Source organism: Metabacillus indicus LMG 22858, assembly GCF_000708755.2.
Taxonomy (GTDB): Bacteria; Bacillota; Bacilli; order Bacillales; family Bacillaceae; genus Bacillus_P; species Bacillus_P indicus.
Genome location: NZ_JGVU02000002.1, coordinates 609,841 through 634,862, shown reverse-complemented (window position 1 = coordinate 634,862; position 25,022 = coordinate 609,841). Strand labels below are relative to the sequence as shown.

General features: G+C 44.6%; 18 protein-coding genes and 1 riboswitch. Of the genes, 13 read left to right on the top strand and 5 right to left on the bottom strand.

Translation table 11 applies throughout. From position 1 onward, the window contains the following. Positions 1–207 precede the first annotated feature (207 nt). The 8 genes from AZ46_RS06310 (at position 208) to AZ46_RS06275 (ending at position 10,341) form a co-directional block, all read left to right on the top strand. Positions 208–1,560, top strand: coding sequence for an aspartate aminotransferase family protein (locus AZ46_RS06310; RefSeq protein WP_029280868.1), 1,353 nt, complete (start codon positions 208–210; stop codon positions 1,558–1,560). Between the two features lie 11 nt (positions 1,561–1,571). Next, positions 1,572–3,068 carry a pyridoxal phosphate-dependent decarboxylase family protein gene (locus AZ46_RS06305; protein WP_029280869.1) on the top strand — a complete coding sequence of 499 codons (1,497 nt, stop codon included), beginning with the start codon at positions 1,572–1,574 and terminating at the stop codon, positions 3,066–3,068. Next, on the top strand, positions 3,065–4,849 hold the full coding sequence (locus tag AZ46_RS06300) for an IucA/IucC family protein (RefSeq protein WP_029280870.1): 1,785 nt from the start codon (positions 3,065–3,067) through the stop codon (positions 4,847–4,849). Before AZ46_RS06305 ends, AZ46_RS06300 begins: the two co-directional genes overlap by 4 nt. Next, positions 4,846–5,397 carry a GNAT family N-acetyltransferase gene (locus AZ46_RS06295; protein WP_029280871.1) on the top strand — a complete coding sequence of 184 codons (552 nt, stop codon included), beginning with the start codon at positions 4,846–4,848 and terminating at the stop codon, positions 5,395–5,397. Before AZ46_RS06300 ends, AZ46_RS06295 begins: the two co-directional genes overlap by 4 nt. A 37-nt stretch (positions 5,398–5,434) precedes the next feature. After that, positions 5,435–6,694, top strand: a complete 1,260-nt coding sequence (locus tag AZ46_RS06290; protein WP_081870188.1) for a lysine N(6)-hydroxylase/L-ornithine N(5)-oxygenase family protein — start codon at positions 5,435–5,437, stop codon at positions 6,692–6,694. Between the two features lie 13 nt (positions 6,695–6,707). Next, on the top strand, positions 6,708–8,492 hold the full coding sequence (locus AZ46_RS06285) for an IucA/IucC family protein (protein ID WP_029280873.1): 1,785 nt from the start codon (positions 6,708–6,710) through the stop codon (positions 8,490–8,492). 215 nt (positions 8,493–8,707) lie between these two features. Continuing rightward, positions 8,708–9,478, top strand: a complete 771-nt coding sequence (locus AZ46_RS06280) for a DeoR/GlpR family DNA-binding transcription regulator (RefSeq protein ID WP_029280874.1) — start codon at positions 8,708–8,710, stop codon at positions 9,476–9,478. Continuing rightward, positions 9,475–10,341 (top strand): Cof-type HAD-IIB family hydrolase, encoded by an 867-nt coding sequence (locus AZ46_RS06275; RefSeq protein ID WP_029280875.1) that lies wholly within the window; start codon positions 9,475–9,477, stop codon positions 10,339–10,341. The genes AZ46_RS06280 and AZ46_RS06275 overlap by 4 nt, the downstream gene beginning before the upstream one ends. A gap of 63 nt (positions 10,342–10,404) precedes the next feature. Here the strand turns inward: AZ46_RS06275 and AZ46_RS06270 are convergent, their stop codons facing one another. Next, on the bottom strand, positions 10,405–11,631 hold the full coding sequence (locus AZ46_RS06270) for a sensor histidine kinase (protein ID WP_161781199.1): 1,227 nt from the start codon (positions 11,629–11,631) through the stop codon (positions 10,405–10,407). Positions 11,632–11,771: 140 nt separating this feature from the next. On the opposite strand from AZ46_RS06270, the gene AZ46_RS06265 reads away from it, so the two are divergent. After that, a complete protein-coding gene (locus tag AZ46_RS06265; RefSeq protein ID WP_029280877.1) occupies positions 11,772–12,551 on the top strand; it encodes a GNAT family N-acetyltransferase in 780 nt (259 codons plus the stop codon). Between the two features lie 70 nt (positions 12,552–12,621). Continuing rightward, a riboswitch (cobalamin riboswitch) is annotated at positions 12,622–12,811 on the top strand. 148 nt (positions 12,812–12,959) lie between these two features. Next, complete coding sequence (gene metE / locus AZ46_RS06260; RefSeq protein ID WP_029280878.1) at positions 12,960–15,224, top strand: 5-methyltetrahydropteroyltriglutamate--homocysteine S-methyltransferase; 2,265 nt, start codon at positions 12,960–12,962, stop codon at positions 15,222–15,224. Positions 15,225–15,268: 44 nt separating this feature from the next. Here the strand turns inward: metE and AZ46_RS06255 are convergent, their stop codons facing one another. Both AZ46_RS06255 and AZ46_RS06250 read right to left on the bottom strand, forming a co-directional pair. Further along, a complete protein-coding gene (locus tag AZ46_RS06255; RefSeq protein WP_029280879.1) occupies positions 15,269–16,762 on the bottom strand; it encodes a peptide MFS transporter in 1,494 nt (497 codons plus the stop codon). A gap of 163 nt (positions 16,763–16,925) precedes the next feature. Further along, on the bottom strand, positions 16,926–17,576 hold the full coding sequence (locus tag AZ46_RS06250; protein WP_029280880.1) for a peroxiredoxin-like family protein: 651 nt from the start codon (positions 17,574–17,576) through the stop codon (positions 16,926–16,928). Positions 17,577–17,740: 164 nt separating this feature from the next. Between AZ46_RS06250 and AZ46_RS06245 the strand changes: the two genes are divergently transcribed. Beyond that, on the top strand, positions 17,741–18,346 hold the full coding sequence (locus tag AZ46_RS06245) for a TetR/AcrR family transcriptional regulator (RefSeq protein ID WP_051865293.1): 606 nt from the start codon (positions 17,741–17,743) through the stop codon (positions 18,344–18,346). A 68-nt stretch (positions 18,347–18,414) separates the two neighbouring features. Here AZ46_RS06245 and AZ46_RS22495 read toward each other — a convergent pair whose 3' ends face one another. Together AZ46_RS22495 and AZ46_RS06235 are read right to left on the bottom strand one after the other, a co-directional pair. Next, positions 18,415–19,668 carry a 3D domain-containing protein gene (locus tag AZ46_RS22495; protein WP_029280882.1) on the bottom strand — a complete coding sequence of 418 codons (1,254 nt, stop codon included), beginning with the start codon at positions 19,666–19,668 and terminating at the stop codon, positions 18,415–18,417. Positions 19,669–19,797: 129 nt separating this feature from the next. Further along, complete coding sequence (locus tag AZ46_RS06235) at positions 19,798–21,024, bottom strand: MFS transporter (protein ID WP_029280883.1); 1,227 nt, start codon at positions 21,022–21,024, stop codon at positions 19,798–19,800. Positions 21,025–21,236: 212 nt separating this feature from the next. Here AZ46_RS06235 and AZ46_RS06230 point away from each other — a divergent pair, with 212 nt between their 5' ends. Beyond that, entirely contained in the window at positions 21,237–22,598 is a 1,362-nt protein-coding gene (locus AZ46_RS06230; protein WP_029280884.1) for an aspartate kinase, read from the top strand. Positions 22,599–22,801: 203 nt separating this feature from the next. Continuing rightward, positions 22,802–25,015 (top strand): AAA domain-containing protein, encoded by a 2,214-nt coding sequence (locus AZ46_RS06225; protein ID WP_035319134.1) that lies wholly within the window; start codon positions 22,802–22,804, stop codon positions 25,013–25,015. Positions 25,016–25,022 lie beyond the last annotated feature (7 nt).

The following is a 25,022-nucleotide window of genomic DNA, read 5'->3' as shown; positions in this document are numbered from 1 at the left end:
ATAATAAGCAGGAAAAAGGCTCCATTTCAGGGAGACAGCAAATCCTGAAATCTGGGCAGGATGAACTGAATCATCCAAACTCCATTGACATTGATAATCATTTTCAATTAATATTCAAGTGTATTCAGATATTTGAAGCGGCGAAAGTGCCGTTTTTCTTTTTAAATGAGAATGAGAATTATTATCAAATGAAAAAGGGTGATTATCATGCTGACAAATGAATTCTATTTAAACAGTCAAAACAAAAGAGAATCAAATGCAAGATCCTATCCTCGCAGATTACCGATCGCCATCAGTGAGGCAGAGGGCATTTTTGTCAAAGATGTTGAAAATAAAACCTACATAGACTGCCTGGCAGGGGCTGGAACGCTTGCCCTTGGCCATAATCATCCGGTTGTGATCCAAGCACTCGAGAATGTGATAAAAGGGAAGCGTCCATTGCATACGCTGGATCTGACAACTCCCATGAAAGAGGAATTTGTTGAAGAGCTTTACAATGCATTGCCGCCTTCATTTGCAGAAAATGCAAAGATTCAGTTTTGCGGACCTTCAGGATCAGATGCTGTTGAAGCTGCGATGAAGCTGGTTAAAACGGCAACAGGCAGAGGAGGCATGCTTTCTTTTCAGGGCGGATACCACGGCATGACAAATGGATCTCTCAGCCTGATGGGGAATCTTGGACCCAAGTCCAGCATTCAAAATTTAATGTCTGATGTGCACTTCCTGCCGTATCCATATTCTTACCGCTGCCCGTTTGGCATTGGCGGAGATGAAGGAGCTGCAGTCGGTTCAACCTTTATTGACCGGACACTGAATGATCCTGAATCTGGAATCGTTAAGCCGGCCGGCATGGTCATGGAGATTGTCCAGGGGGAAGGCGGGGCCATACCTGCTCCTGATGAATGGGTAAGAGAAGTGCGGAGGATTACTGCTGAACAGTATATTCCGCTTATTGTGGATGAAGTTCAGACAGGCTTTGGAAGAACCGGGAAAATGTTTGCTTTTGAGCATTCGGGCATTACACCAGATGCGGTGGTCCTGTCAAAAGCGATTGGCGGAACGCTTCCTTTGGCAGTTGTCGTCTATCATAAAGATCTGGATCAATGGGGCCCTGGCGCTCATTCGGGCACATTCCGCGGAAATCAGCTGGCGATTGCAGCAGGAACCGCAACGATGAAGTTTATTAAACAGGAAAAACTTGATGAACAGGCAGCCCTCCTCGGAGACTATCTGATGCTCCGGTTAAAGCAAATGAAACAGGAGCTATCAAGTATTGGCGACGTGCGCGGTCTTGGACTCATGGTTGGTGCAGAAATCGTGGATAAAACGGCTGATGCTGACGCTTTGGGAAGCTACCCTGCTCATCCTGAACTTGCTAAAAGAATTCAGCAGGAATGTTTCAAACGCGGCCTGATCCTCGAGCTTGGCGGACGGCATGGCAGCACTGTCCGATTTCTTCCTCCGCTCATTATTACAAAAGAACAGCTTGAAACGGTTTGCGGGCTTTTCTATGAAGCAGCTGTGGCAGCAGAAAAAGAACTTATTCCAAGTTTCGTATAAGGAGTACACCAATGACAACGAGCTTACAAACGGCATTTGACCGATATTTCCTGACCAGCTCAAAGGAGAGTCTTGAAGAATATCAGTCAGTCATGAATCACGCAATGGAAACACTGAAATCTGTTGTTCTCGAACAAACACCTTTTAGCGGGGCAGAGCCGCAGCATATAAAAGAAACAATCCAATCTCACTTCCCCAATGTGCATCCTGACGAGGCAATGAACACTGAACTGCTGTTTCAGAAGCTGAACGCAGCTGTCGGGAGGCACAGCATTTCGGTTCATCATCCGTCATGTGCCGCCCACCTTCACTGTCCGCCCATGCTGCCGGGCCTTGCAGCAGAAGCGCTGATCTCAGGGTTAAATGTTTCGATGGATTCCTGGGATCAAAGCGGGGCGGCAACGATGGTGGAGCAAATGATGATGGATGGGCTGTGCCGCCTTTTTGGACTCCCAGAAGGTGACGGGGTCATGACAAGCGGGGGAACACAATCCAATCTGATGGGACTGATGCTTGCAAGAGAGCATGCCTGCATGAAGCTGTGGAATTGGGATGTCAAAAAGCATGGTCTCCCTCCGGAACAGAACCGGCTGAAAATTCTCTGTTCGGATGCGGCTCATTTCTCTGTGCAGCAGTCAGCTGCCGTATTGGGACTCGGAGAGGATGCGGTCGTTCCGGTTAGAACGGATCATGCCCACAGAATGTGCATGAAGGATTTAATCAAAAAGCTCAAGGAACTGAGGACCGCAGGGGAGTTTCCATTTGCCTTATTCGCAACAGCGGGAACAACGGATTTTGGAGCAATCGATCCTCTAATGGAAATGAGCCGTGCCGCGAAACAATACGGCCTATGGTTTCATGTAGATGCAGCATATGGGGGAGGCCTCATCATGACAGAGCTTCATAAACATAAATTAAACGGTATTGAGGAGGCAGACTCCATAACGGTCGATTTTCATAAGATGTTCTATCAGCCAATCAGCTGCGGCGCGTTTCTCGTCAAAGAACGAAGCTCATTTGCGTATATGAAACGCCATGCAGATTACTTAAATCCAGAGGAAGACGAAGTGCCGAATCTGGTCGGGAAATCTCTTCAGACGACAAGAAGGTTTGACGCCCTAAAACCATTTTTATCGTTTCAGCTTATCGGTAAAAAAGAGTGGTCAGATATCATTTGCCGCACACTTTACCTTGCAGAAGAGGCATACACGATGCTTAAGAGTGATGGAGCGTTTACTCCAATGCATAAACCTGAGCTGAGCACAATTGTTTTCAGATATACGGGTGAGGGCAGGTTTTCAAGTGAAACAGAGGATTTTCTTAACAGCCGAATCAGGGACAGGCTGCTTAATGACGGCGAAGCGGTTATTGCCCGGACAAAAGTGAATAACCGCGTCTGTCTCAAATTTACGCTGTTAAACCCTCTAGTAAAAACAGATGATCTCTCACATATACTGCAGCGAATAAAAGAAATTGGAAGAATTGAATCAGGGAGGATTAACGGATGAACAGAGAAGAAGCTAGGAAAGCTGCAGAACAAGCTGCACTGCAAAGCTATTTGAATTGCTACATAAGAGAAACCGGAACGGGAAAATTCACAGGGGATGCGCCATCAGAACTTGCAAGCGTCCATTCCGGATTATGGCTTCATCTGACTCTTAAAAAGAAGCAGGAGGAGCTTTACATTCCCGTTGATTATGTTTCAGAGACTGGCAGACATCTATTTAATCATGCTGTTTATGATCAATCTGAAAAAATGGACTTTTTAGCTTTTGCAGAGAAAACGCTGGATGAATTGAACACAGGCGAGCAGGACGGGAAAAAGAACGATCTGCTTGAGCGTATTTCACAGAGCTGCAAGCTGATGGCGGAATTTATTTACGAAAGATCAGCGGATGAAGAGGAGTTGTACAGGACTGATTTTCAATTTCTTGAGGCCGAGCAGGCACTGCTTTTCGGACACCTCCTGCACCCTGCGCCAAAAAGCAGGGAAGGAATGAGCGATGAGGATATCAGGACCTATTCACCTGAACTGAAGGGGGCATTTCCGCTCCACTATTTCAGGGCTCCTGCCAATTTAGCCTACTCAAGATCCCTGCTTACGCATTCAGCCATTCAGCAAATAAAGAAGATGGTAAATGATGATCCTGAAATTTCAGAGGCGTTTAAAAGCAAGTACGCACAGGAGGACGGGTATGCATTACTTCCGCTTCATCCATGGCAGGCTCACTATGTTCTGCAGGATGCTGAAATTAGAAAGCTTGCAGATCAGGGCATTTTAGAAAACCTTGGGCAGCATGGACGTGCTTACTATGCAACCTCCTCATTAAGAACGGTTTACCATCCGGATGTCCCGTTCATGCTGAAATTTTCACTGAACATCAAAATTACGAATTCTGTCCGGACTAATTTAATGAAGGAACTGGAACGGGGGGCAGAAGTGAAAGCACTGATGGAGACACGCCTCGGGCAGGAAATGGCCGATAAGTTTCCAAATTTCAGCTTTGTGCATGATCCTGCCTTTTTAACATTAAAATTGCCGGACAGAAACGAAACCGGCTTTGAGGTCATTCTTCGGGAAAATCCTTTTTACGGTGAGAACGCAAATCAGGCAGCTGCCGTTGTTTCCTTATGCCAGGACGGGCTGAAAAGAGGCTCTTCAAGACTTTCTAGTGTAATCAGGAATCTTGCCGCTGCAGAAAAGCGCTCTGCAAATGAAGTGAGTGAAAAATGGCTGAAAAAGTACCTCGCTATCTCCATGAAGCCTGTCCTCTGGCTGTATCTTGAGAAGGGAATTGCGCTTGAAGCTCATCAGCAAAACAGCATTGTTCAGCTGAAGGGAGGATATCCAGAGCGATTCTATTACAGGGATAATCAAGGTTTTTACTTCACTGAATCTAGAAAGACCCTCCTTGAATCCTATCTTGCCGGAGCAGGTAAGAAGAGTGAAACACTCTGTTCAGATGCTGTTGCAGATGAGAGACTGAGCTATTATTTCTTTTTCAATCATTTGTTTGGTCTGGTCAATGCATTTGGAACGGCGGGTCTCGCAGACGAACGAAGCCTGCTGCAGATCATTCGGGAGGAAATGGAAGGTTGGGAGGTTTCCGAGGACCATCCATCGCAGCTGATCAAGAACTTTCTTGAAAAAGAAAATCTGCCCTGCAAGGCGAATCTCATGACTGGCTATCACGATTTGGATGAACTTGTCGGCCCGCTTGAAACGCAGTCTGTCTACGTCAATGTAGCAAATCCACTTTTAAAAAAGGAGGCAGTTGCATCATCATGATTCAGCATTCAGAAAAGACAAATATCACTTTCCGCAAGGCCGATTTTGAAACAGACGCCGTCATGCTGCACAAATGGCATCATGAGCTGCACGTGATCCCTTACTGGAAGCAGAATTTCCCCTTCAGTCTGTATGCAAAACATCTAAAGTCGCTGCTTGCTGATGAACATCAAACACTGTGGATTGGCGCAGTGAACGGGAACGAAATGAGCTACTTTGAAACATACTGGGCAATGGAAGATCCAATCGGCCGGTATTATGAGGCAGCTTCCTTTGACCAGGGCGTGCATCTGCTGTTTGGTGACCCGTCCTACCTTGGAAAGGGGCTGGCAGCGCCAATGCTCGTGACCATCATGCAGCAAATGTTTTCAGACAGCAGAACGGCGCGTATTGTCGCAGAGCCTGACATCCGCAATGAAAAAATGATTCATATATTCAAAAAGTGCGGTTTTTCACCTCAAAAAAAGCTTGCTCTCCCTGATAAACAGGCGCTGTTTATGGTATGTACAAGAGAAGAATTTGAACGGAGGATGAACGGTGATTTATGACGTAATTGGCGCAGGGCTCGGTCCGTTCAATCTTGGGATGGCAGCCCTGCTTGATGAAACAGAGGGTATTGAAGCGCTGTTTTTTGATCAAAAACCCGAATTTTCATGGCATGAAGGCATGTTAATTGAAGGGACGACTCTGCAGGTCCCGTTCATGGCAGATGCCGTGACGATGGCGAATCCTGCAAGCAAATACAGTTTTCTGAATTACCTGCATGAGCAGAAACGCTTGTATCATTTTTACTTTCTGGAGTCATTTCACATTCCGCGCAGAGAATACAGCCATTACCTCAAGTGGGTGTCGGAACAGCTTTCATCGTGCCGGTTCGGAAAAAAAGTGATCGATGCAGCTGAACATCCTGCTGGCTTTGAAGTGATTGTTGAGGATGTTTTAACTGGTGAAACAGAAACATTTTTAACAAAACATGTAGTGCTTGGAATGGGAAGTGCCCCCTCTATGCCGGATTGGACAGCTTCTGGAAGCAGGAACCTTTATCATTCTTCTGAATTTATGGACAGAAGAAAAGAAGACATGGGATCATCTGTTGCCGTTATTGGATCTGGCCAAAGCGCTGCAGAGATTTTTCTTGAGCTTCTGAGAGGTCAGGAGACCGGCGGATATAAACTGAACTGGTTGACGAGAACGGATGGTTTTTTCCCAATGGAGTATTCGAAACTCGGTCTTGAACATTTTTCTCCCGACTACACGGATTATTTTTATCAGCTGCCTCAGAATCTCAAGGATCAAATTGTGCCGGCGCAGGATTCTCTTTATAAAGGGATAAGCGCTGATACGATTGCAGAAATATATAACCTGCTGTATGAAAGAACAATTGCCGGAAGCAAGCCTGAAGTTCAGCTCCTCGCTAAAACGGCTGTAACAGATATTTCATACAGCGGGGAGGAACTCGTCCTTGCCTGCTGTCAGCGCGAGCAGGCTGAATCGTTTGTTCTTTCAGCAGATACCGTTATTGCAGCAACGGGCTACAAGACCGTCTGGCCTAAAGCATTTAAAAGGCTTGCCGGAGCTATGAAATGGGACAAGGCAGGGCGCCCGGTCATTTCAAGGGACTATCAGGCTGAGATGAACACGCCCCGGGCTCTGCACAGTGTATTTATTCAAAACGGAGAGCTTCACACGCACGGAGTAGGAGCGCCTGACCTCGGCCTCGGAGCTTACAGAAATGCACATATCATTAATACCATTGCTGGAAAAGCGGTTTTTGATCTGTCTGACAAAAATGTGTTTCAGCACTTTGGAACAAAACATGTTGCCGGAAAGAAACAACTGGTTTAGGAGAGTGAGAGATATGGAAGCGAACATCAATAAGAAACATTGGGAAATAGCAAATAAACGGCTGACCGCCAAAATGATTGCAGAGTTTTTGTATGAAGATATGATTGCTGCTGTTAAATCGGAAGACTATTATTATCTTGAATGTTCAGGCGGGAAGAAAATGAGGTTCAAAGCTGAAGAAAGATTGATGGACAGCTATTGGGTGAATCCAGAATCTATACAAGTCCAATCTGGTAATCAATGGGTGGAAACGGTAAGCGCGGTCGAATTCTTGATCATGATCCAGCAGGATCTTGGAATTAAGCCGTTTACAGCAGCTTATTTGATTGAAGAATACAAACGGACACTCCTTGCAGATGTTCACATTATGGCAAAAGAGGAACACAGACAGACAGAATCCCTGCTTGAACTGGGATATGCCGAGCTGGAAGGGGAGATGACAGGGCATCCATGGATCACATACAACAAAGGGCGAATCGGATTTTCCTATTCTGATTACCTTCATTATGCCCCGGAACAAAAAAAGGCTGTGCGCCTGGACTGGATTGCTGTTTCCAAAGGCAAAGGCACGTTTCATTCTATTGAAGAAGTTGAATATGAGCATTTAATAAAAGATGAAATTGGTTTGAATGCTTGGGAAATGTTCAACCGGAGACTGAGCGAGGCTGGTGTTGAACCTGAAGATTATTTCTTCATGCCAGTGCACGAATGGCAGTGGGACAATGTGCTCGTCCCGCAGTTTGCTGAAGAGCTGGCTGAACAGAACATCTTGTATCTGGGAAAAGGGGAGGACGAATACCTGCCTCAGCAATCAATCCGCACCTTTGTCAACATGGATGACGAAAAGAAACACCACGTTAAGCTTCCAATGAGTATATTAAATACTCTCGTATACAGAGGACTCCCGTCGGAGAGAGTGGTGCTGGCTCCTGAGATCACCAGGCATATTCAGGGAATAAGGGACAATGACCCTTTTCTTCGGGATGTGTGCAAAGTCGTTCTGCCCGGTGAGATCGCAAGCATGAATTACGACCATCCGGATTATTCGAATCTGAACGGGGCACCATATCAATTTCTTGAGATGCTCGGGGTTATCTGGAGAGAAAACCTCTGTTCATTTCTTGAGGAAGGGGAGGAGGCCATCACTCTTGCGGCCCTTTTATATGTCGGTGAAGACGGTAAGTCCTATGCTCTTGAACTTGCGAAAAAGGCCGGCCTCACAGCAGAAGAGTGGATAAAACAGATGTTTGATGTGATCCTTCCGCCGCTGCTTCATTATTTGTATCAGTACGGAACGGTCTTTTCGCCGCACGGACAGAATACAGTGCTCATCCTGAAAGACAGTAAACCGAACCGTCTGGCCGTGAAAGATTTTGTAGACGATGTAAACATCAGTGACCAGAAGCTTCCTGAACTTCAGCACCTGTCAGAGGAACTGAGAAGTGTGTTAAGAAGCGAAGCGCCGGAAGGTCTCTGTCAATTTATCTTTACAGGTTTGTTCGTTTGCCACTTCAGATATTTTGCAGACATTCTTCACCGCAGCGGCGAACTGGATGAAGCTGTTTTCTGGAACATGCTCAGGGATGCCATTCTCTCGTATCAGGCAAAATTCCCTGAACTGAACGACCGGTTTGAACTGTTCGATCTCCTGAGGCCAACTTTTAAAAAGCTTTGTCTGAACCGGAACCGCATGATTGACTATGGGTATGGTGACGGTGACGACAGACCTCACGCTTCTGAATTTGGCAGCGTGAATAATCCGCTTTCTGCAGTCAGGCCTGCTTCGATCATAATCTAATAGAAAGACGGCAAAATCGGCAAATGATTTTGCCGTCTTTTTGTATACCTGCCGGAACGCCCTCTTAAAACTTGCATATCCCTTACAATCACATAAAATAAATTGTATAAACTTATAAATACTTGAATTGTTGATGTATAATACTTATAATCACTTATATAAGGTTTGAACCCGGTGTTATTTTACAAACATTTCTGAAAAGTGAGGCGGGTCATTTGTACCAGGAAGAACGCTTGATTTCGATATTGGATTATTTAAAAGAACATAAGCGAATTACGGCTGATCAAATTTGTTCGCATTATGATGTTTCAAAGGACACGGCAAGGCGCGATCTCGTAAAGCTTGAGGAGCAAAAGCTCATTATCCGGACGCGGGGCGGAGCGATCCTGCCGAGCTCTCATACAGAGATAAAAGATTATCAGAACCGCCTTGAAACCGTTTCTTATGAAAAAGAGCTGATCGGCAGAAAAGCAGCAAGTCTCATCCGTGAAGGAGACCGGATAATCCTTGATGCCTCCACTACAGTTCAGGCATGCGCCGAATTTATGAATGTCACGAATGCAGCTGTCATTACAAACTCAATCAATCAGGCAGATATTCTTTCATCAAAGCCCGGGATTCAGATTCATCTCCTTGGAGGAGAACTGCAGAAGGAGCACCGCTTTCTCTACGGATCATCTGTCGTTGAAAAACTTTCTAAATATCATGTGGACAAAGTATTTATTGGAGTTGTCGGCATCTCTGAAAGGGGATTATCTATAGCACACGAGGAGGACGGGATGGTAAAGAGGAAGATGATCAGCCAGGCTAGTCAGGTAATTGCACTTGCCGATCATTCAAAGCTTGGAGTGACCGATTTTTTTCTCTATGCCGATCTGCATGAGATCGACCTGTTAATTACAGACAAAGAGCCTGATAAATCATTTAGAGATCTGCTTGATAAAAACAATGTAGAGCTGCTTGTAGCCGAGGAGGAAACAACATGACAAAATTAATCGCGATTGACCTTGACGGTACACTTTTGAACAGTGAAAACAAAGTGAGCGCGGAAAACCTGAATGCCCTGAAAATTGCGCAGGAAAAAGGGATCGAAGTGGTCATTGCAACAGGGAGAGCTCATTTTGATGTGATGGAAATTTTCAGGAATGCGAATGTGAAAACCTGGGTGATCGCTGCGAACGGCGCGACAATCCACCAGCCTGACGGAACGCTGTTTCATTCGCAGCCTATGGAAAAAGAAATGGCTGCAGAAGCATTGCAGTTTCTTGAAGAAAACGACTACTACTATGAAGTTTTCGGACAAAATGCAATCTTCACCCCGCAGCACGGAAGAGAGCTTCTGTCGATTGAAATAGACCGGATCAAAAGTGCAAATCGGGAAGCCGACCGCTCAAAGCTCCTTCATGCTGCCAGCAAACAGTACAGCCAGTCAGGATTTGTCTTTATTGAGAGCTTCAAGGAAATCTTAAACGAGGATATTTATAATATTCTTGCCTTTTCATTCCACCAGGAAAAGCTGGACGCAGGATGGGAGAAGTTTAAAGACCGTGAAAATCTTACCTTGGTTACGTCGGCAGACCATAACTTTGAACTTGAACATAAACTGGCCTCAAAGGGCATTGCTTTGAAGAAACTCGCCGGCCATTTAGGGATAGATCTTGCAGATACCGCTGCAATTGGGGACAGCATGAATGATCAATCCATGCTTGAGGCAGCAGGAAAAAGCATTGCCATGGGCAATGCGCGTCCGGAAATTAAGGCGATTTGTTCAGATATCACCCTCACGAATGATCAGGATGGAGTAGAGCTTGCGATTAAGCGATTAATGGATGCAAAGCAGACAGTATAATCAAAAGGCCGGTCACCCAAGCGGGAGGCCGGCCTTACGCTTGCAACTCAATGTCAGAACGACTTACTTTACATGAAGGGGCAGAAAAATCCGGAAAACAGTGCCCTGACCAGGTGCGCTGTTTACATAAATATGCCCGTTCATCGAATGGATAATGCTGTAGGTGACCATCATCCCAAGTCCAGTACCGTTTGATTTCGTAGAAAAATATGGCTCTCCAAGCCGCAGCACCTGATCCTCCGTCATGCCTTTTCCAAAATCAGAAATAGTGATCTTTACATATGTATCTTCTTTTTCAGCAGAAAGCTGGATCAGGCCACCGGCATGATAGGACTCTATGCCATTTTTTAAAATATTGATGATGGATTGCTTGAATTTAAGCGAATCACCAAGCACAAAGAGCTCTTCCTCGCAGAAATCCTCTTTAAACTGGACATTTTCCATTTGGGCGAGCGGTGTCAGAACGTTCATGCAGTTTTTCAGCTCGCTGTGTATGGAAATCGGATTTTGATGTTCAGCCTCTGGTCTTGCAAAGGTTAAGTAATCTTTAATGATATTCGTAGCGCGGTCCAATTCATCTAATGAGATTTTGATATATTCGTCCCGTTTCTCCCTGCTTATTTCATCATCTCTGAGCAGCTGAAGAAAACCTTTTGTTGTTGTCAGGGGATTGCGCACTTCATGTGAAATACTTGCTGCAAGATGGCTGACAACTTCAAGCTTTTCCGCTTTTATAACCCTTTTCAGCAAATAAAAATTTTGAATGATTGTTTCAAACAAAATCGTGCCGATGACCGCTGCAAAAATGTGAAAGATAATCAGCTCCAAATAATGCGATGGATGAAAAGCCGTTTTATACATCATTTCAATCTGGATAATCGATAACAGCAGAGAACCCAGAACAAATGCAGTCACAAGAGAGAGCTTCATTCTCAGCCTGCTTTTCAAATAATACGAAGACAGCATCGGGACAAACAAAACGAGTATTCCTGCCATGACAATTGTCGGATAAATGCCGCTGCCGCCAATAAGCACCCTTGTTCCGACTGTGACGATAAATAAAAAGATTCCAAGCGGATATCCTCCGTACAAAAGCCCCATAACATATGGAATCCGTCTGAAATCAAAGAAAAACTCTCCATCAATCATAAAGGGATACAGCATGCTGAAGACAATGGCAAGCGCAGGAAGAAGGGCAAACAGCCATTTGTTCATTTTTTTGTTCGTTTCTTTTCTCATATACAATAACTGGATGATGAGAAGCGGTGACAAAACGAGCAATAAATTCAACAGTACATCCTTCATTTCCATGGGCACACACCTAATTCTCCAAATAGTGAAATTTCTTCTCTATTAAAATATATATCAAATGGACGGAGAATGTTAGAATATTCTATAGATTGGCCAAAATTTTTCCCGGGAGATGCGAAATGGCGATAAAATTGCTTAAACAAGATCAATATCCTCAGGCAGTCGCTTTTTTAGATAAAAACCATGATGTAAACGCTTTGATTGCAGAAGACCTGAAAGATGAACAGGTCAGGGTTTTCGGTCAGTATCAAGATGCTGAATTGACGGCTTTGCTTATCAATTATCCTGATAAAATGTATTGCTGCAGTTCTGTAATGCCTGCTGATGTAGAGGCTTTTATTCCTGTCATTCAGGAAACAGGCATCAGGAGAATTTTCGGGAAACAGGAGCTTATTGAGTCAATTAAAAGGATTGTGAAAACCGAGATTGAAAGTGACTCAGTCATGATGAAATACGATAATAGAGCAGCCGGCAGCATATCCGGCGAAGTCTGCAAAATCACAAGTCTTGAGGATTGCCGCAGGCTTTACCGCTTATTTATTCAGGTAGAAGAATATAAAATGGCTGGTCCGAGTGAAGAAATTTTTGCGGATGAACAGTATGAAAGCATCCTCTCCGGAAAACTCAGTGTCTATTACTTTGAGGAAAACGGCACGATGGCAGCAACTGCAGGAATTTATACAGATCACGAGAAGACTGCTGTTATTGCCGGCGTTGCAACTCCTCCCAAATACAGAAGAAAAGGATATGCCTCAAAAGTCATTGCGAGAATATGCAGGGATTATGGAGATGAAAAAGAACTCTATTTATTCTACAACAATCCAGATGCAGGAGAACTGTATAAAAAGCTTGGATTTTATGAGGCTGCCAAATGGAAAGTAATCGGAATTTCTTTCTGAATAATAAGAAATGTCTTGCAAGATTGAAAAACATCAGCTATTGTTAAAAACAATCACAAAAATATTCATAATATGTTGACAAGCGATGGGTGCTGACGCTATACGCGGAAGCTTAAAAGGGAAGCCGGTGAAAATCCGGTGCGGTCGCGCCACTGTAATGGGGAGCATTCTGCACGAAGCCACTGTTCTGCAATGGAATGGGAAGGCAGCAGCATGCAACGAACCAGAGCCAGGAGACCTGCCTGTCGTATGCACTTTAAGCCTACGCGAAATAGGGAGGGTGATGCGGTATGTTGAAACCTTTGTTGTGTCTCAACTCTAGTTAGCTGTGTCCATTAAACTCTCTTTTAAAAAAGGAGAGTTTTTTCATGTTTAGAGCTGAGAAACTATGAAAACGGGGGAACCGCAATGAAAATGAGAAATTCAAACCTTGGATATCCGAGAATTGGAGAAAAAAGAGAATGGAAAAAGCTTCTTGAGGCGTTTTGGAGAGGAGATCTGACGGAGCGGGAGTTTCATTTGGATATGAAGAAAATCAGGCTCTCTCATTTGGTCAAACAGCGCGAGGCGGGGATTGACCTTGTCCCGGTAGGCGACTTCAGCTATTACGATCATGTACTTGATACGGCCGTTATGTTCGGACTGATTCCGGAAAGATTCAGGGACCAGGACCCGTCATCACTCCAAACGTATTTTTCGATTGCCAGGGGCAGCAAAGACAAAGTCGCATCAGAAATGACAAAATGGTTCAATACAAACTACCATTATATTGTTCCTGAGCTTGACGGAACAGAGCCCCGCCTTATCCGTAACCGTTTGCTTGAGCTATATAAAGAAGCAAGGGATGAGGCCGGGATTATAGGGAAACCGGTACTTGTCGGCCCGCTGACTCTCACTGCCCTCTCAAAAGGGGAAAAGAAAGTAGAAATTCTCGAAAAACTCGTCCCATTATATGTTCAAGTTTTCAAGGAGCTGGAAGAAGAGGGAGCAGAGTGGATACAAATAGATGAGCCGATATTCGTTACATCTGCAGCGGATGCAGCCTTTATGAAAAAAACGAAAAAAATCTATGAAACAATAAAAAAAGGGTTAGGCAGCGCAAAACTTCTTCTGCAAACTTACTTTGAATGTCCAGAGCAATATGAACAGCTCATTCAGCTGCCTGTTGACGGCCTTGGCCTTGATTTTGTTCATGACAGCGGCAAAACACTGGAGCATTTGAATGCATTCGGTTTTCCAAAGGACATGGTGCTTGCGGCAGGCGTCATCGACGGCCGCAATATTTGGAAGGCAGAGCTTCAGAAAACAGCCAAATTGGTAAACCGAATTCTGGAGAAGGTCGGAAGAGACCGGCTGATTCTTCAGCCTTCATGCAGCCTGATTCATGTGCCTGTAACTGCAGAGAACGAAACGAATTTACACCCTCTTGTTAAAAACGCGCTGGCATTCGGGGATGAAAAGCTGCAAGAAATCACCCTGCTGACAAAATTTATGAATTTTGAAGAAGAGACTCTTTCAGCTTATGATCAGGGGATATCAGAACTTGCAGCTTCAGACTTAAGAAACCGGCAATCTGTAGATGATTCTTTTGATGAGTACAGCACTGACAGAGTGAGCGCAGATCAAAGAAAAGAGGCTCAGCAAAGAAAATTCAGCCTTCCGGTGCTTCCGACTACAACAATCGGAAGTTTTCCGCAAACGAAAGAAGTGCGTGCTGCAAGGCTGAAGTACAAAAAAGGAACTCTCTCGGAATCGGACTATTCTCAGTTTATTGAAGGAGAAATAAAAAAGTGGATTGATATCCAGGAAAACCTGGGGCTGGATGTCCTTGTTCACGGTGAGTTCGAACGGACAGACATGGTCGAATATTTCGGAGAAAAACTTGAAGGAATGGCCATCACTTCAAATGGGTGGGTGCAGTCATATGGTTCACGCTGCGTAAGGCCGCCTGTTATCTACGGGGATGTGTTTTTTGAGAAGCCGATGACATTAAAAGAAACCCTGTTTGCCCAAAGGCTGACTGACAAGCCGGTAAAAGGCATGCTGACCGGGCCGGTTACGATAGTAAATTGGTCATTTGTCAGATCCGACGTCCCAAGAGCAGCCGTGTTAAATCAGCTTTCTCTTGCAATAAGAGCAGAAGTTGAAGCGTTAGAGAACGCTGGCATAGGCATGATTCAAGTAGATGAGCCTGCGCTTAGAGAAGGCCTTCCGCTTAAAGAAAAGATGAGGGAACAATACTTGGAAGAGGCCGTCACTGCTTTTAAACGGTCAACAGCTTCTGTGAAACCTGAGACGCAAATTCATACACATATGTGCTATTCAAGCTTTGAAGACATGATTGAAGCAATTGATGCGCTTGATGCAGATGTCATCTCCATTGAAACTTCAAGAAGCCACGGGGAATTGATTCATTCGTTTGAAACATACTCTTACAGCAAGGGAATAGGCCTTGGAGTATATGATATTCACAGTCCGCGGATCCCTTCAGAAACGGAAATGATCCGTAATATTGAAAGGGCGCTGCAGGTGCTGGATGCTGGCCAATTTTGGGTAAACCCTGATTGCGGACTAAAAACCAGAGGGGAAAAAGAGGCCGTTGAGGCATTGAAGATTATGGTGAGAGCAGCGAAGATATGCAGAGAGAAAGCCGTTCAAGAGACTACTGTTTAATACGCAAAAAAAGCCTGTCCATTGTGAGGACAGGCTTTTTTGTATTATCTTACACCTTTCATGTACGCTTGAATCTTCGGTGAAAGAATCATCATGATTGCCCCTAAAAGAATGGCGAGTCCGCCGATAATTCCGAAGTAGGCAATTTCGGTTTCAGGTGTGTAATACTTTACGATTTGTGCGTTGATTGCCTGAGCCGATGCATTCGTCAGGAACCATAAACTCATGGTCTGGGCTGAGAAAGCAGCCGGAGCAAGCTTGGTCGTTGCCGATAATCCGACAGGGGACAGGCAAAGCTCTCCAAGAACAACAAGGAAGAAGCTGAGCACAAGCCACATTGGATGAACAAGAGTATCTGTGCCGTTTGTATATGCAGGAATAATCATGACTAAGAATGATAACCCGGCGAAGAAAAGTCCAAAAGCAAACTTTTTGGATGTCGATGGCTGACGGTTTCCAAGCTTAATCCAAAGCCACGCAAAAAGCGGAGCCAAAAGAACAACAAACAGCGGATTCAGCGACTGGAACCATGACGACTGAATTTCAAAGTTTCCGAACGTCAGCTGTGTGCGTTTATCTGCATAAGCGCCAAGAATGGTCGCACCCTGTTCCTGAATTGCCCAGAACATCATGGCCGCGATAAACAGCGGAATATAAGCGATCAGGCGTGAACGCTCAACATCGGTTGATTTCGGGCTGCGGTACATCACGATAAAGTATGCTGCTGGAATCAAAATACCAAGAATACTGATCATGAATGTAAAGCGGTCAATTGTCAGGAATCCGGTAGAAATGGATACAGCACCTAAAACAAGAATGACGGCAAGGCCAATCGCCAATCTGCCGAAAACACTTTTTCTTTCAGCAGGAGTAAGCGGATTTGGAACGCTCGTTCCAGCAAGTCCAAGGTTTTTCTTTTTAGTGAGCATGAACACAACAAGTCCAAGGAACATACCTACAGCTGCTACTCCGAATCCTAGGTGGAAATTGTATTTCTGCCCGAGAGTACCAACGATAAGCGGTGCAAGCAGACCGCCAAGGTTGATCCCCATGTAGAAAATACTGAAACCGGAATCACGGCGGTTATCTTCTTTGCTGTAGAGATCACCCACAATATTCGAAATATTCGGTTTAAGCAAACCTGTACCGATTACGATAAAGAACATGGAAACAAAAAATGCCGGAATGCTTCCTGGCAGCGCAAGAATAATATGGCCGAGCATAATGAGAACGCCGCCGTAAAAAACGGTTCTCGTATTGCCGAGCAATCGGTCGGAAATCCATCCTCCGATGATTCCTGACATATAAACCAATGATCCATAAATGGACATGATCGAAAGGGCAGTCGGCTGATCAAGGCCCAGTCCGCCGTCTTTCATCGAGTAGTACATATAATACAGAAGAATTGCTCTCATCCCGTAGTAGGAAAAACGCTCCCAGAATTCTGTGAAGAACAGGGTGAATAATCCTTTAGGATGACCGAAAAAACCTTTTTGCGGTACACTTTGTACAATTTTGTCTTTGTCAAGTGATGACATGTTACAAGAAGCCTCCTTTTTACCATGTATAATAATACTACTATTAAAATTGAATTGTCAAAAAAAATCGGCAAAATTGCTATTTTTATTGCTTTATAAAAATAATTATACGTAAAGAAAAAGAGACGAAAAAAGGGCAGAAAATTCTGCCCTTTTTCATTATTTATTTATTTAAATTCTGCACAACGGAGATAACCTTTTTCGGGTCTGTCCGTTTTGTGTAATCAGAATCCACTTCGGCAAATAGAATGACTCCGTCCTGTCCGATGACAAAGGTTGCAGGTTTAGGAAGCCGCCAATCATCATTTCCATTATGAGCGGCAACATCCAGGCCAGAGTCCTTATAAACTTCAATTAAATAATCAGGCATGTCAAACACCAGGTCGTATGCTTTTCCTGCATTCCCGCCTTCGTCACTTAAAACAAGGAAGTCCAGCTCGTTTTTCTCTTTCGTGGACAGGGATGCATCCGGTGTTTCAGGGCTTACCGCGATCAGGTTTGCAGAGGCTTCATTAATCGCATCCAGCTCTCTTTGATATGCCTTCAGTTCAAGATTGCAGTACGGGCACCATCCGCCTCTGTAAAAAGTAAGGATAACCGGTCCGTTTTTAAGTTCCTCTGATAAGGTTACTTTTTTCCCTGTAGCATCAGGCAAGGTAAAATCAGGCGCTTTTTCTCCCACTTTCAAGCCTTGAGCAGTACCTGAAGCTCGAAGCTCTTCTGTTGCTCTTTTCATTAATTCCTGTTTTTCGGCAGGTGCTTTCTTCTTAAACTGTTCTTTGTACTCTTTGATTTGTTCAAGCAGTGCGGTCATACGCTCATCTCCTTTTTAGAATGTCCACTTCATTTTAAGAATGTTTGTCCAAAAAGGAAAAGGATATGCTCAATCAATCTCGGCAAAATAACTCAGAAACTGACAATAAACCACTTTACAAACCAACGGTCTGTTTTTATTATGTAGAAAGGAGGTGTCGAGAAATGAAGCAGTTTGAAAGGAGAGTCCGTTCTGAAAAAGCTCTGCTTCATGCCGCGGCAGAGCTCGTAAATGAGGCAGGATGTTCAAAAACGACGCTTGCAATGATTATGAAGAAAACCGGATTATCAAAAGGTGCCATCTATCACTATATAAAAAGCAAGGATGACTTGCTTGCAATGGTCCTAGATGAAAAAATTCAGGAAATCAATGAAGCTTTTTTTGAGAAGATGGGGAAAAGCAAAGAGGAAATGAAGGATCCTGCTGAGGTAATTTCTATGAGCTTTGCTGCGATGAACGATCCCGAGGGTGTTGTTAACAGGATCCTAGTCTATTTTATCGGACGCTATGATCATAAGACAGCCAGAAACGCACTCAGGGACTTTGATCACTATATGGTTGAATTCGCTAAGTTCTGGATACTTTCCGGTCAGAAAAACGGGGTCATATCTGACGAAGTAGATGCATTAAAAACAGCGGAATTTCTTGTTCTTATGGCATCAGGCTTCAGAATGAGGAGGCTATACAGCAAGTCCCATACTGGCAATGAAGAAATGGCTGATTATATTAAAGATCTTCTCATAAAGCCCGTCTTCTCTGAAAAGATTTAGCAGAATAATTAATTGCTATTACAATAGAACAAGAAGCAAATAAAAAGAGAACCCGCGGGTTCTCTTTTTTAATCAAGGATTTCAATTTTTACCGTTTTCCGGCCCCATTTTCGCGCTTCAGCACTGTTAGGCATCAGTACGTCAATTTTATGATTCTTGATGGCGCCGCCTGTATCGCCTGCAATGGCAACCCCGTATCCTTCCACCCAGACTTTGCTGCCAAGCGGAATGATTTTCGGATCAACTGCAATCAGCTTCATATTGGCATTTTCCTTAATGTTAATGCCGATTGCCGTGAAGTCGCTTGCTGTATCTTCATGACTGTAGGCAGTAGCTGTGACATAGAAAACCTTGCTTTCATCCTGAACAGGCTTTTCCTGCACAGGTTTTTCAGCAGGCTTTGACACTGCCGGGACTGCTGCGGTCTGCTTCTTCTTTGCCGGAGCAGCCTGTGCAGCTTTGCGTGCTTTCTCGGCTTCCGCACGCGCACTTGCTTCAGCTGCCCGTGCAGCCTCTTCTTTTTTCCGTTCTGCAAGAGCTTTAGCTGCGCGTGCTTTTGCTGCATCCTGTTCTTTTTTAATGCTTGTTTCAATCGCTTTCACCTGTGACTGCAGGACGCTTTTTTCTTTCTCAGCAAGGGTTACCTCGGCTGAGACCTTTTCATATTCGCTTTTAAGTGAAGCCATTTGCGTCTGTCTTTGAAGGAGAGCTTCCTCAAGCTTGGCGCCGCTTGATGATAGCGCCAACTGCTGTTCTTTCAGGAGGGCTTCCTGCTTGTCGATCTCTTTTTTGTCTTCCTCAATTTGCTTCAGGTCGGCTTCCTGCTGTTCAAGAATATCATTGTCTGCATTTAATAGTGTTGCAACAGCACCGATGCGCTCGAAAAGGTTTGAAAAACTTTCGGCATTAACAAGCGTATGTATAACGATATCGGCATGATCATTTTCCTGAAGAGCAGTAAGCCTGGCGTACATAATTTCTTCGCGGTTTATTACTTTATCCTGAAGTGCGACAATTTCTATTTTCTTTTCCTCAATTAATTCATTTGTTTCCTGGATTTTTTTCTGGATGGAAGCGTAATCGTTCTCATTTTTTTTGATTAGAGCTTCCGTATTTGCAAGTTCGTGTTCCATTTTCTGTACAGCGGTATGTACTGCTTGCTTTTGTTTCTCTTTCCTGTCAAGAGCTTCACTGTTGTCATTCAGCTGTTTTTCAGCCTGTTTAAGTGAATCCCCGCTTGTTTGCGCAAAGGCAGGGCTATAGGATGATAAAGCGACAAATCCTGCAGAAAGCGCGGCAATCATACGCATCGAGACTTTCATAAAACAACCCCTTTCTGTCTATAGTTATATCATAAAATCGGGGCCTTTTAGATTACAAATCTGTTAAATCATTCATAATGCGACAAAAACAAGAAAAAAACCTCCGGCGAAAACGCCAAAGGCTGTCGATTATTGCTGCCAATCAAGAAGAGTCTGATCCTTTGGAAGAAGGAAAGCGAGAATCCCCAAAAGAGGCAGGGCTGCGGTGCCTGTCATGACAGCGGCTAACGAAATGGCATCGATTAATGAGCCTAAAGCCACTGACCCAATGGCACCCATTCCAAAGGCTAGACCTACAGTCAGCCCTGACATCGTACCGATCTTGCCGGGCACAAGCTCCTGGGCATAAACAACCGTAACTGAAAAACTAGAGCTGAGTATAAACCCGACAAGCGCAATGAGCACATAGGCTGTTTTTGGTCCAGCAAATGGCAGCAGCAAAGCAAACGGAGCAGAGGCGATCAGTGAGCAAAGGATAATGTTCCGTTTGCCGAACCTGTCAGCGAGAGGTCCCCCTGCAAATGTTCCAAGTGCTCCCATCACAAGAAAAACAAAAATATAAACCTGTGATTCTGCAATACTAAGATGGTATTTTTCAATAGCATAGAACGTATAGAAGTTTGATAGGGCACTTCCATACCAGGATCTTGCAAAAACAAGGAAAACGATAACGGCCAGAGCCGAGAGGACGCCCTTTGACAGGCGGCCATTGTTTTTCGCCATTCCTTTTTTCTTATCAGTTTTTCGAATGAAGGCAAGCTTTGCTGAATACCAGCGTGCAATATAAAGAAGAAACAAGACGGCAAGAGCAGCAGCAATGGTAAACCAGATGGCCCCAAACTGGCCTAAGGGAACCAGAATCAAAGCGGTAATAAGCGGTGCAGCAGAAGAGCCTGTGTTGCCTCCAACCTGATAAATCGACTGGGCAAGACCTCTGCGCTCTCCTGCTGCTAAATAAGCAACTCTCGAGCCTTCAGGATGGAAGACAGCAGAACCGAGTCCAATAAAGAAAACGCTGAGCAGAATAAGCGGAAAAGAAGGAGCAAATGCAAGGCCCAGAATTCCGAGCAAACTGCATGTTAATCCTGCCGGCAGGGCATAAGGCATCGGCTTTTTATCTGTATACCAGCCGACGACAGGCTGCAGAACAGAAGAAACCATGTTCAGGGTGAACGCAATCAGGCCAAGCTGGGTAAAGGTGAGGCCCATTGATTTTTCAAGCACCGGGAACATGGCGGGAATAACAGACTGAATGGCGTCATTCAGCAAATGACATAAGCCGATGATGAATAAAATGTTGTAGACAGTCGTTGAAGGTTTAGGTACGTGTTTATTTACAGCTGCAGCGCTTTGCATGTGACAAGTCCCTTCTTTGTGTGATATTTCGATAGACGAAATGTATTTTACCATATCATACGGCACTTGAAATCAAAAAATTTAAAAGAATCAAAAGAAATCCTTGATTGTTCGCTTAAAAGGAGTAAAATAGATTTAAAATTCAGGCAGTTATGGATTCTATTTAAGAATGATCAGCACAGCTGAACTATAAAACTATAGGGGATGTTCGCGTGAAAGTAGTGAAGTTTGGAGGCAGCTCGCTTGCAACAGGCGAGCAGGTGAAAAAGGTTTTTGACATTGTGGTGTCAGATGCAGACAGAAAAATTGTTGTTGTATCTGCTCCGGGAAAACGTTTTGCAGATGACCGCAAAGTAACGGATCTATTGATTGAGCTTGGAGACAGACAGTTGAAGGGACTTGAAACAGCAGAAATTCTGGCAGCCGTTGTCCTAAGATATGCTCAGATTGCAGAAGAACTGAGACTCCCTAGTGAAATCGTTTCCAGCATCAAAGATCATCTGCTGCAGCTTCTTCACAAGGACAGCTCAAATGAAGCAAGATACATAGATGCCATCAAAGCAAGCGGAGAAGACTGCAACGCCAGGCTGATTGCTGCTTATTTTCAGAGCAGGGGAGTGCAGGCAGCATATGTAGATCCAAAAGCTGCGGGTCTTCTTGTCGAAGAAACTAATGGAACTGCTCTTGTTTTAAAAGAGGCGTACACAAATCTCAGGTCGCTTTCTGAATGGCCCGGCATTCTTATTTTCCCGGGATTTTTCGGCTACAACGAGGCAGGCGAAGTTGTAACTTTTTCCCGCAGCGGGTCGGATATAACAGGTTCTATCCTCGCAAATGGGACCGGAGCAGCCTTGTATGAAAATTTCACAGATGTAGATGCGGTTTACTCTGTTAACCCAAATACCGTTCCTAACCCAAAGGAGATCCGCGAGCTGACATACAGGGAGATGCGTGAACTGTCCTATGCGGGATTTTCCGTGTTTCATGACGAAGCATTAATTCCAGCCTTTGAAGCCGGCATTCCGGTTCAAATTAAAAATACAAACAATCCAGCTGCTCCCGGCACGCGCATCGTAAATGAGCGCAAAAACACGAACGGGCCGGTCATCGGCATAGCAAGCGATGATGATTTTTGCAGTATTTATGTGAACAAGTATTTAATGAACAAGGAAATCGGTTTTGGCCGAAAACTGCTCTCAATCCTGGAAGACTTTGGCCTTACCTATGAACACAGTCCGTCCGGCATTGATGATTTAAGTATTATCCTGAGGCAAAAGCAAATGACTCCGTATACTGAAAAACAAATTATTGCACGTATTGAGGCAGATCTGCTGCCGGATGAAGTGAAGGTTGAACACAATCTGTCCCTGATTATGATGGTAGGGGAAGGTATGCGCCACAATATCGGCACTGCGGCACGAGCTTCAAAGGCGCTTGCTGATGCGGGCGTTAATATCGAAATGATCAATCAGGGTTCGTCTGAAGTCAGCATGATGTTTGGCGTAAAAGAAACTCAGGAAAAAAGGGCTGTTCAGGCTCTGTATGAAGAATTTTTTGCAAGGGTTTTAGCTTAGCAAAGAAAGCACTGCACAGTTACGGGCAGTGCTTTTCACTGTGCGCCTGGCATCTTTCAAAAACACCATGCATCTTCCTGATGAATTTCTGGAAATACGACCCTCACCATGACGAAGAATGAAAAATCATGTATAGTTAATGGTTCACACAGGCAGGCTCAAAATAGAGTCCTGCTTCTTTGCATGAACGGAGAGAAACAAACATGATGACAACAAAACAGTACATAAAAGAATGGCTTCAGGCCATCGGGATTGAAATCAGCTACCTGAAAAAATACGGCAGTACAAAATACAGGGTCATAAACGGGCATCTGCTTTCTTCCGGAGATGCTTTTACTTATTATTTTGAAGCCACAGGGAAAATCAATGCTCCCGTCGGTTCGTCGGTAAAACTTGAATGGGACGGCTTGAAACATAATGGCCGCGTACTGTCTTCTGAAGGAACAAGCATCATTCTTTCATTTGAACGGACATTTGGCGACCTGATTCCGGAAGCTTTTCTCTTTCACGATCCATGGGAGCTGCTTGAAGAACTCGCAGCAAGAGTTGACGAAATGAAAAAAAGCAAACAAAAGCGCGCTAGAATAAAAAAGCTTATGGACCCTTCTATGCCTGCAAAACATCCTGAAAAAGCTAAAAATGCTGTTCATGAGCTGCTGCAAAGAGCGATCTGCAACCCCATCACGTTTGTGTGGGGGCCTCCAGGAACAGGGAAAACCTATACGCTTGCAAGAACCGCGGCGAATCTCTATTTTAAAGGCAAACGAGTACTGATCTTGTCCCACAGCAATAATGCAGTTGATGTTCTGATGAATGAGCTTGCCCAATTCGTGCTGAAACGGGAAAAATTTAAGACGGGTGAAATTGTCCGCTACGGTTCCGGAAGCGGCTATTCATTTAAAGTCCCTCTTACAGTGAGTGACCTGCTTGCAGAACAATCTCCGGCCATTGCGGCAGAAAGACAGAATCTTCTCAGCGAAAGGAAGCTTTTAAAAACGGATTTGTCCCATTCTTTCAGTAAAAGAGATTCAAATGCGCTTCTTGATCTGGAAACAAAAATCAGCCGAGTGCTTGAGAAGATCCGCAGACAGGAAACCGAGTTTGCGAAAGAAGCCAATATTATCGGAACCACGTTTGCCAAAGCAGCAAGTGATCCTGCCATTTATGAAGCCGACTATGATGCAGTATTTGTGGATGAAGCGAGTATGGCCTATGTTCCGCAGGCAGCATTTGCTGCGTCGCTTGGAAAAAGGATAATTCTGTGCGGAGACTTTAAACAGCTTCCGCCAATCGCTTCATCGCGTCACGAACTGACTGAAAAATGGCTAAAGGAAGATATCTTTGTAAGATCCGGTGTTTCAGACATAAGCGGAGGCCTTCATCCCCATATGCTCCTCTTGAACGAACAGAGAAGGATGCATCCGGAAATATCCTCGTTTACAAACCGGTATATCTATCAGAATAAAGTAGGAGACCACTCAGAAGTACTAAACAGGCGGAGCAGTCTTTCAGAACTTGCTCCGTTCCCGGGAAGAGCATCAATCCTTCTTGATGCCAGCTTCACAGGGCAATATTGTTTAAAAGAACGGACATCTCACTCAAAATTTAACCTATGGCACCTTTTGCTTTCTTTTCAAAGCATTCATGAAGCCGTCCTCTCGGGAGCAAAATCGATCGGTTACGCAGCTCCTTACAGAGCCCAGACCCACTTGATGCAGCTGCTTCTTGATGATCTTTATAAGGCCGAGGCGCAGCATGCGGATATTTTGGCCGCTACCGTTCATAAATTTCAGGGGAGCGAGCGGGATGTGATGATTTTTGACAGTGTCGACAGCTTTCCTGAAAAGAAAGCCGGCATGCTGCTGACAGGCAAAGACAGCTCGAGACTGATAAACGTTGCCATTACAAGGACAAGAGGTAAGTTTATTCATGTATGTGATGCCCAATTCATTCGCGAGAAAGTTTACACAGGAAAAGCAATCAGGCAGCTTTTGGATCATCAAATAAGAGAGGGGCAGACTGTTGCCCATCAGCAAATCGGGACATGGATTAAAAACCAGCACCCCATGCTCAGATGGGTGCACGCTCTGAAGCTTGAGCCTGTTTTTGAGGACATTAAGAATGCCCGGAGAAAAATTGTCCTTTGCCTTCCTGAATCAGTAAGGTTAAACGAAGACTGGGCAGATCAGCTGAACAAGACCGATGCAGCTGTCACATTTATTTCTTCTGTAAAACAGCCGATAAAAGGGGAATGGGTTCAGGAAGACCTCCCGTTTCCGTTCATAGCCATCGATGACACGGTTATGTGGATTGGACAGCCTTTTGAAGGGGCAGGCCGCATAAAGCCGCCATATGTAGCTGCAAGACTTCAATCTGAGAAAACAGTCAGGCAAATACTGGCCCAATTGCCGCTTTGAAGCAGGA

Excerpts from the sequence above, each read along its gene's own strand:
- AZ46_RS06265 (WP_029280877.1), top strand. The coding sequence starts at position 11,772 with ATGGCGATAAAATTGCTTAAACAAGATCAATATCCTCAGGCAGTCGCT.
- AZ46_RS06255 (WP_029280879.1), bottom strand. The coding sequence starts at position 16,762 with ATGTCATCACTTGACAAAGACAAAATTGTACAAAGTGTACCGCAAAAA.
- AZ46_RS06275 (WP_029280875.1), top strand. The coding sequence starts at position 9,475 with ATGACAAAATTAATCGCGATTGACCTTGACGGTACACTTTTGAACAGT.
- metE (WP_029280878.1), top strand. The coding sequence starts at position 12,960 with ATGAAAATGAGAAATTCAAACCTTGGATATCCGAGAATTGGAGAAAAA.
- AZ46_RS06225 (WP_035319134.1), top strand. The coding sequence starts at position 22,802 with ATGATGACAACAAAACAGTACATAAAAGAATGGCTTCAGGCCATCGGG.
- AZ46_RS22495 (WP_029280882.1), bottom strand. The coding sequence starts at position 19,668 with ATGAAAGTCTCGATGCGTATGATTGCCGCGCTTTCTGCAGGATTTGTC.
- AZ46_RS06305 (WP_029280869.1), top strand. The coding sequence starts at position 1,572 with ATGACAACGAGCTTACAAACGGCATTTGACCGATATTTCCTGACCAGC.
- AZ46_RS06285 (WP_029280873.1), top strand. The coding sequence starts at position 6,708 with ATGGAAGCGAACATCAATAAGAAACATTGGGAAATAGCAAATAAACGG.
- AZ46_RS06295 (WP_029280871.1), top strand. The coding sequence starts at position 4,846 with ATGATTCAGCATTCAGAAAAGACAAATATCACTTTCCGCAAGGCCGAT.
- AZ46_RS06300 (WP_029280870.1), top strand. The coding sequence starts at position 3,065 with ATGAACAGAGAAGAAGCTAGGAAAGCTGCAGAACAAGCTGCACTGCAA.
- AZ46_RS06310 (WP_029280868.1), top strand. The coding sequence starts at position 208 with ATGCTGACAAATGAATTCTATTTAAACAGTCAAAACAAAAGAGAATCA.
- AZ46_RS06235 (WP_029280883.1), bottom strand. The coding sequence starts at position 21,024 with ATGCAAAGCGCTGCAGCTGTAAATAAACACGTACCTAAACCTTCAACG.
- AZ46_RS06250 (WP_029280880.1), bottom strand. The coding sequence starts at position 17,576 with ATGACCGCACTGCTTGAACAAATCAAAGAGTACAAAGAACAGTTTAAG.
- AZ46_RS06245 (WP_051865293.1), top strand. The coding sequence starts at position 17,741 with ATGAAGCAGTTTGAAAGGAGAGTCCGTTCTGAAAAAGCTCTGCTTCAT.
- AZ46_RS06290 (WP_081870188.1), top strand. The coding sequence starts at position 5,435 with ATGGCAGCCCTGCTTGATGAAACAGAGGGTATTGAAGCGCTGTTTTTT.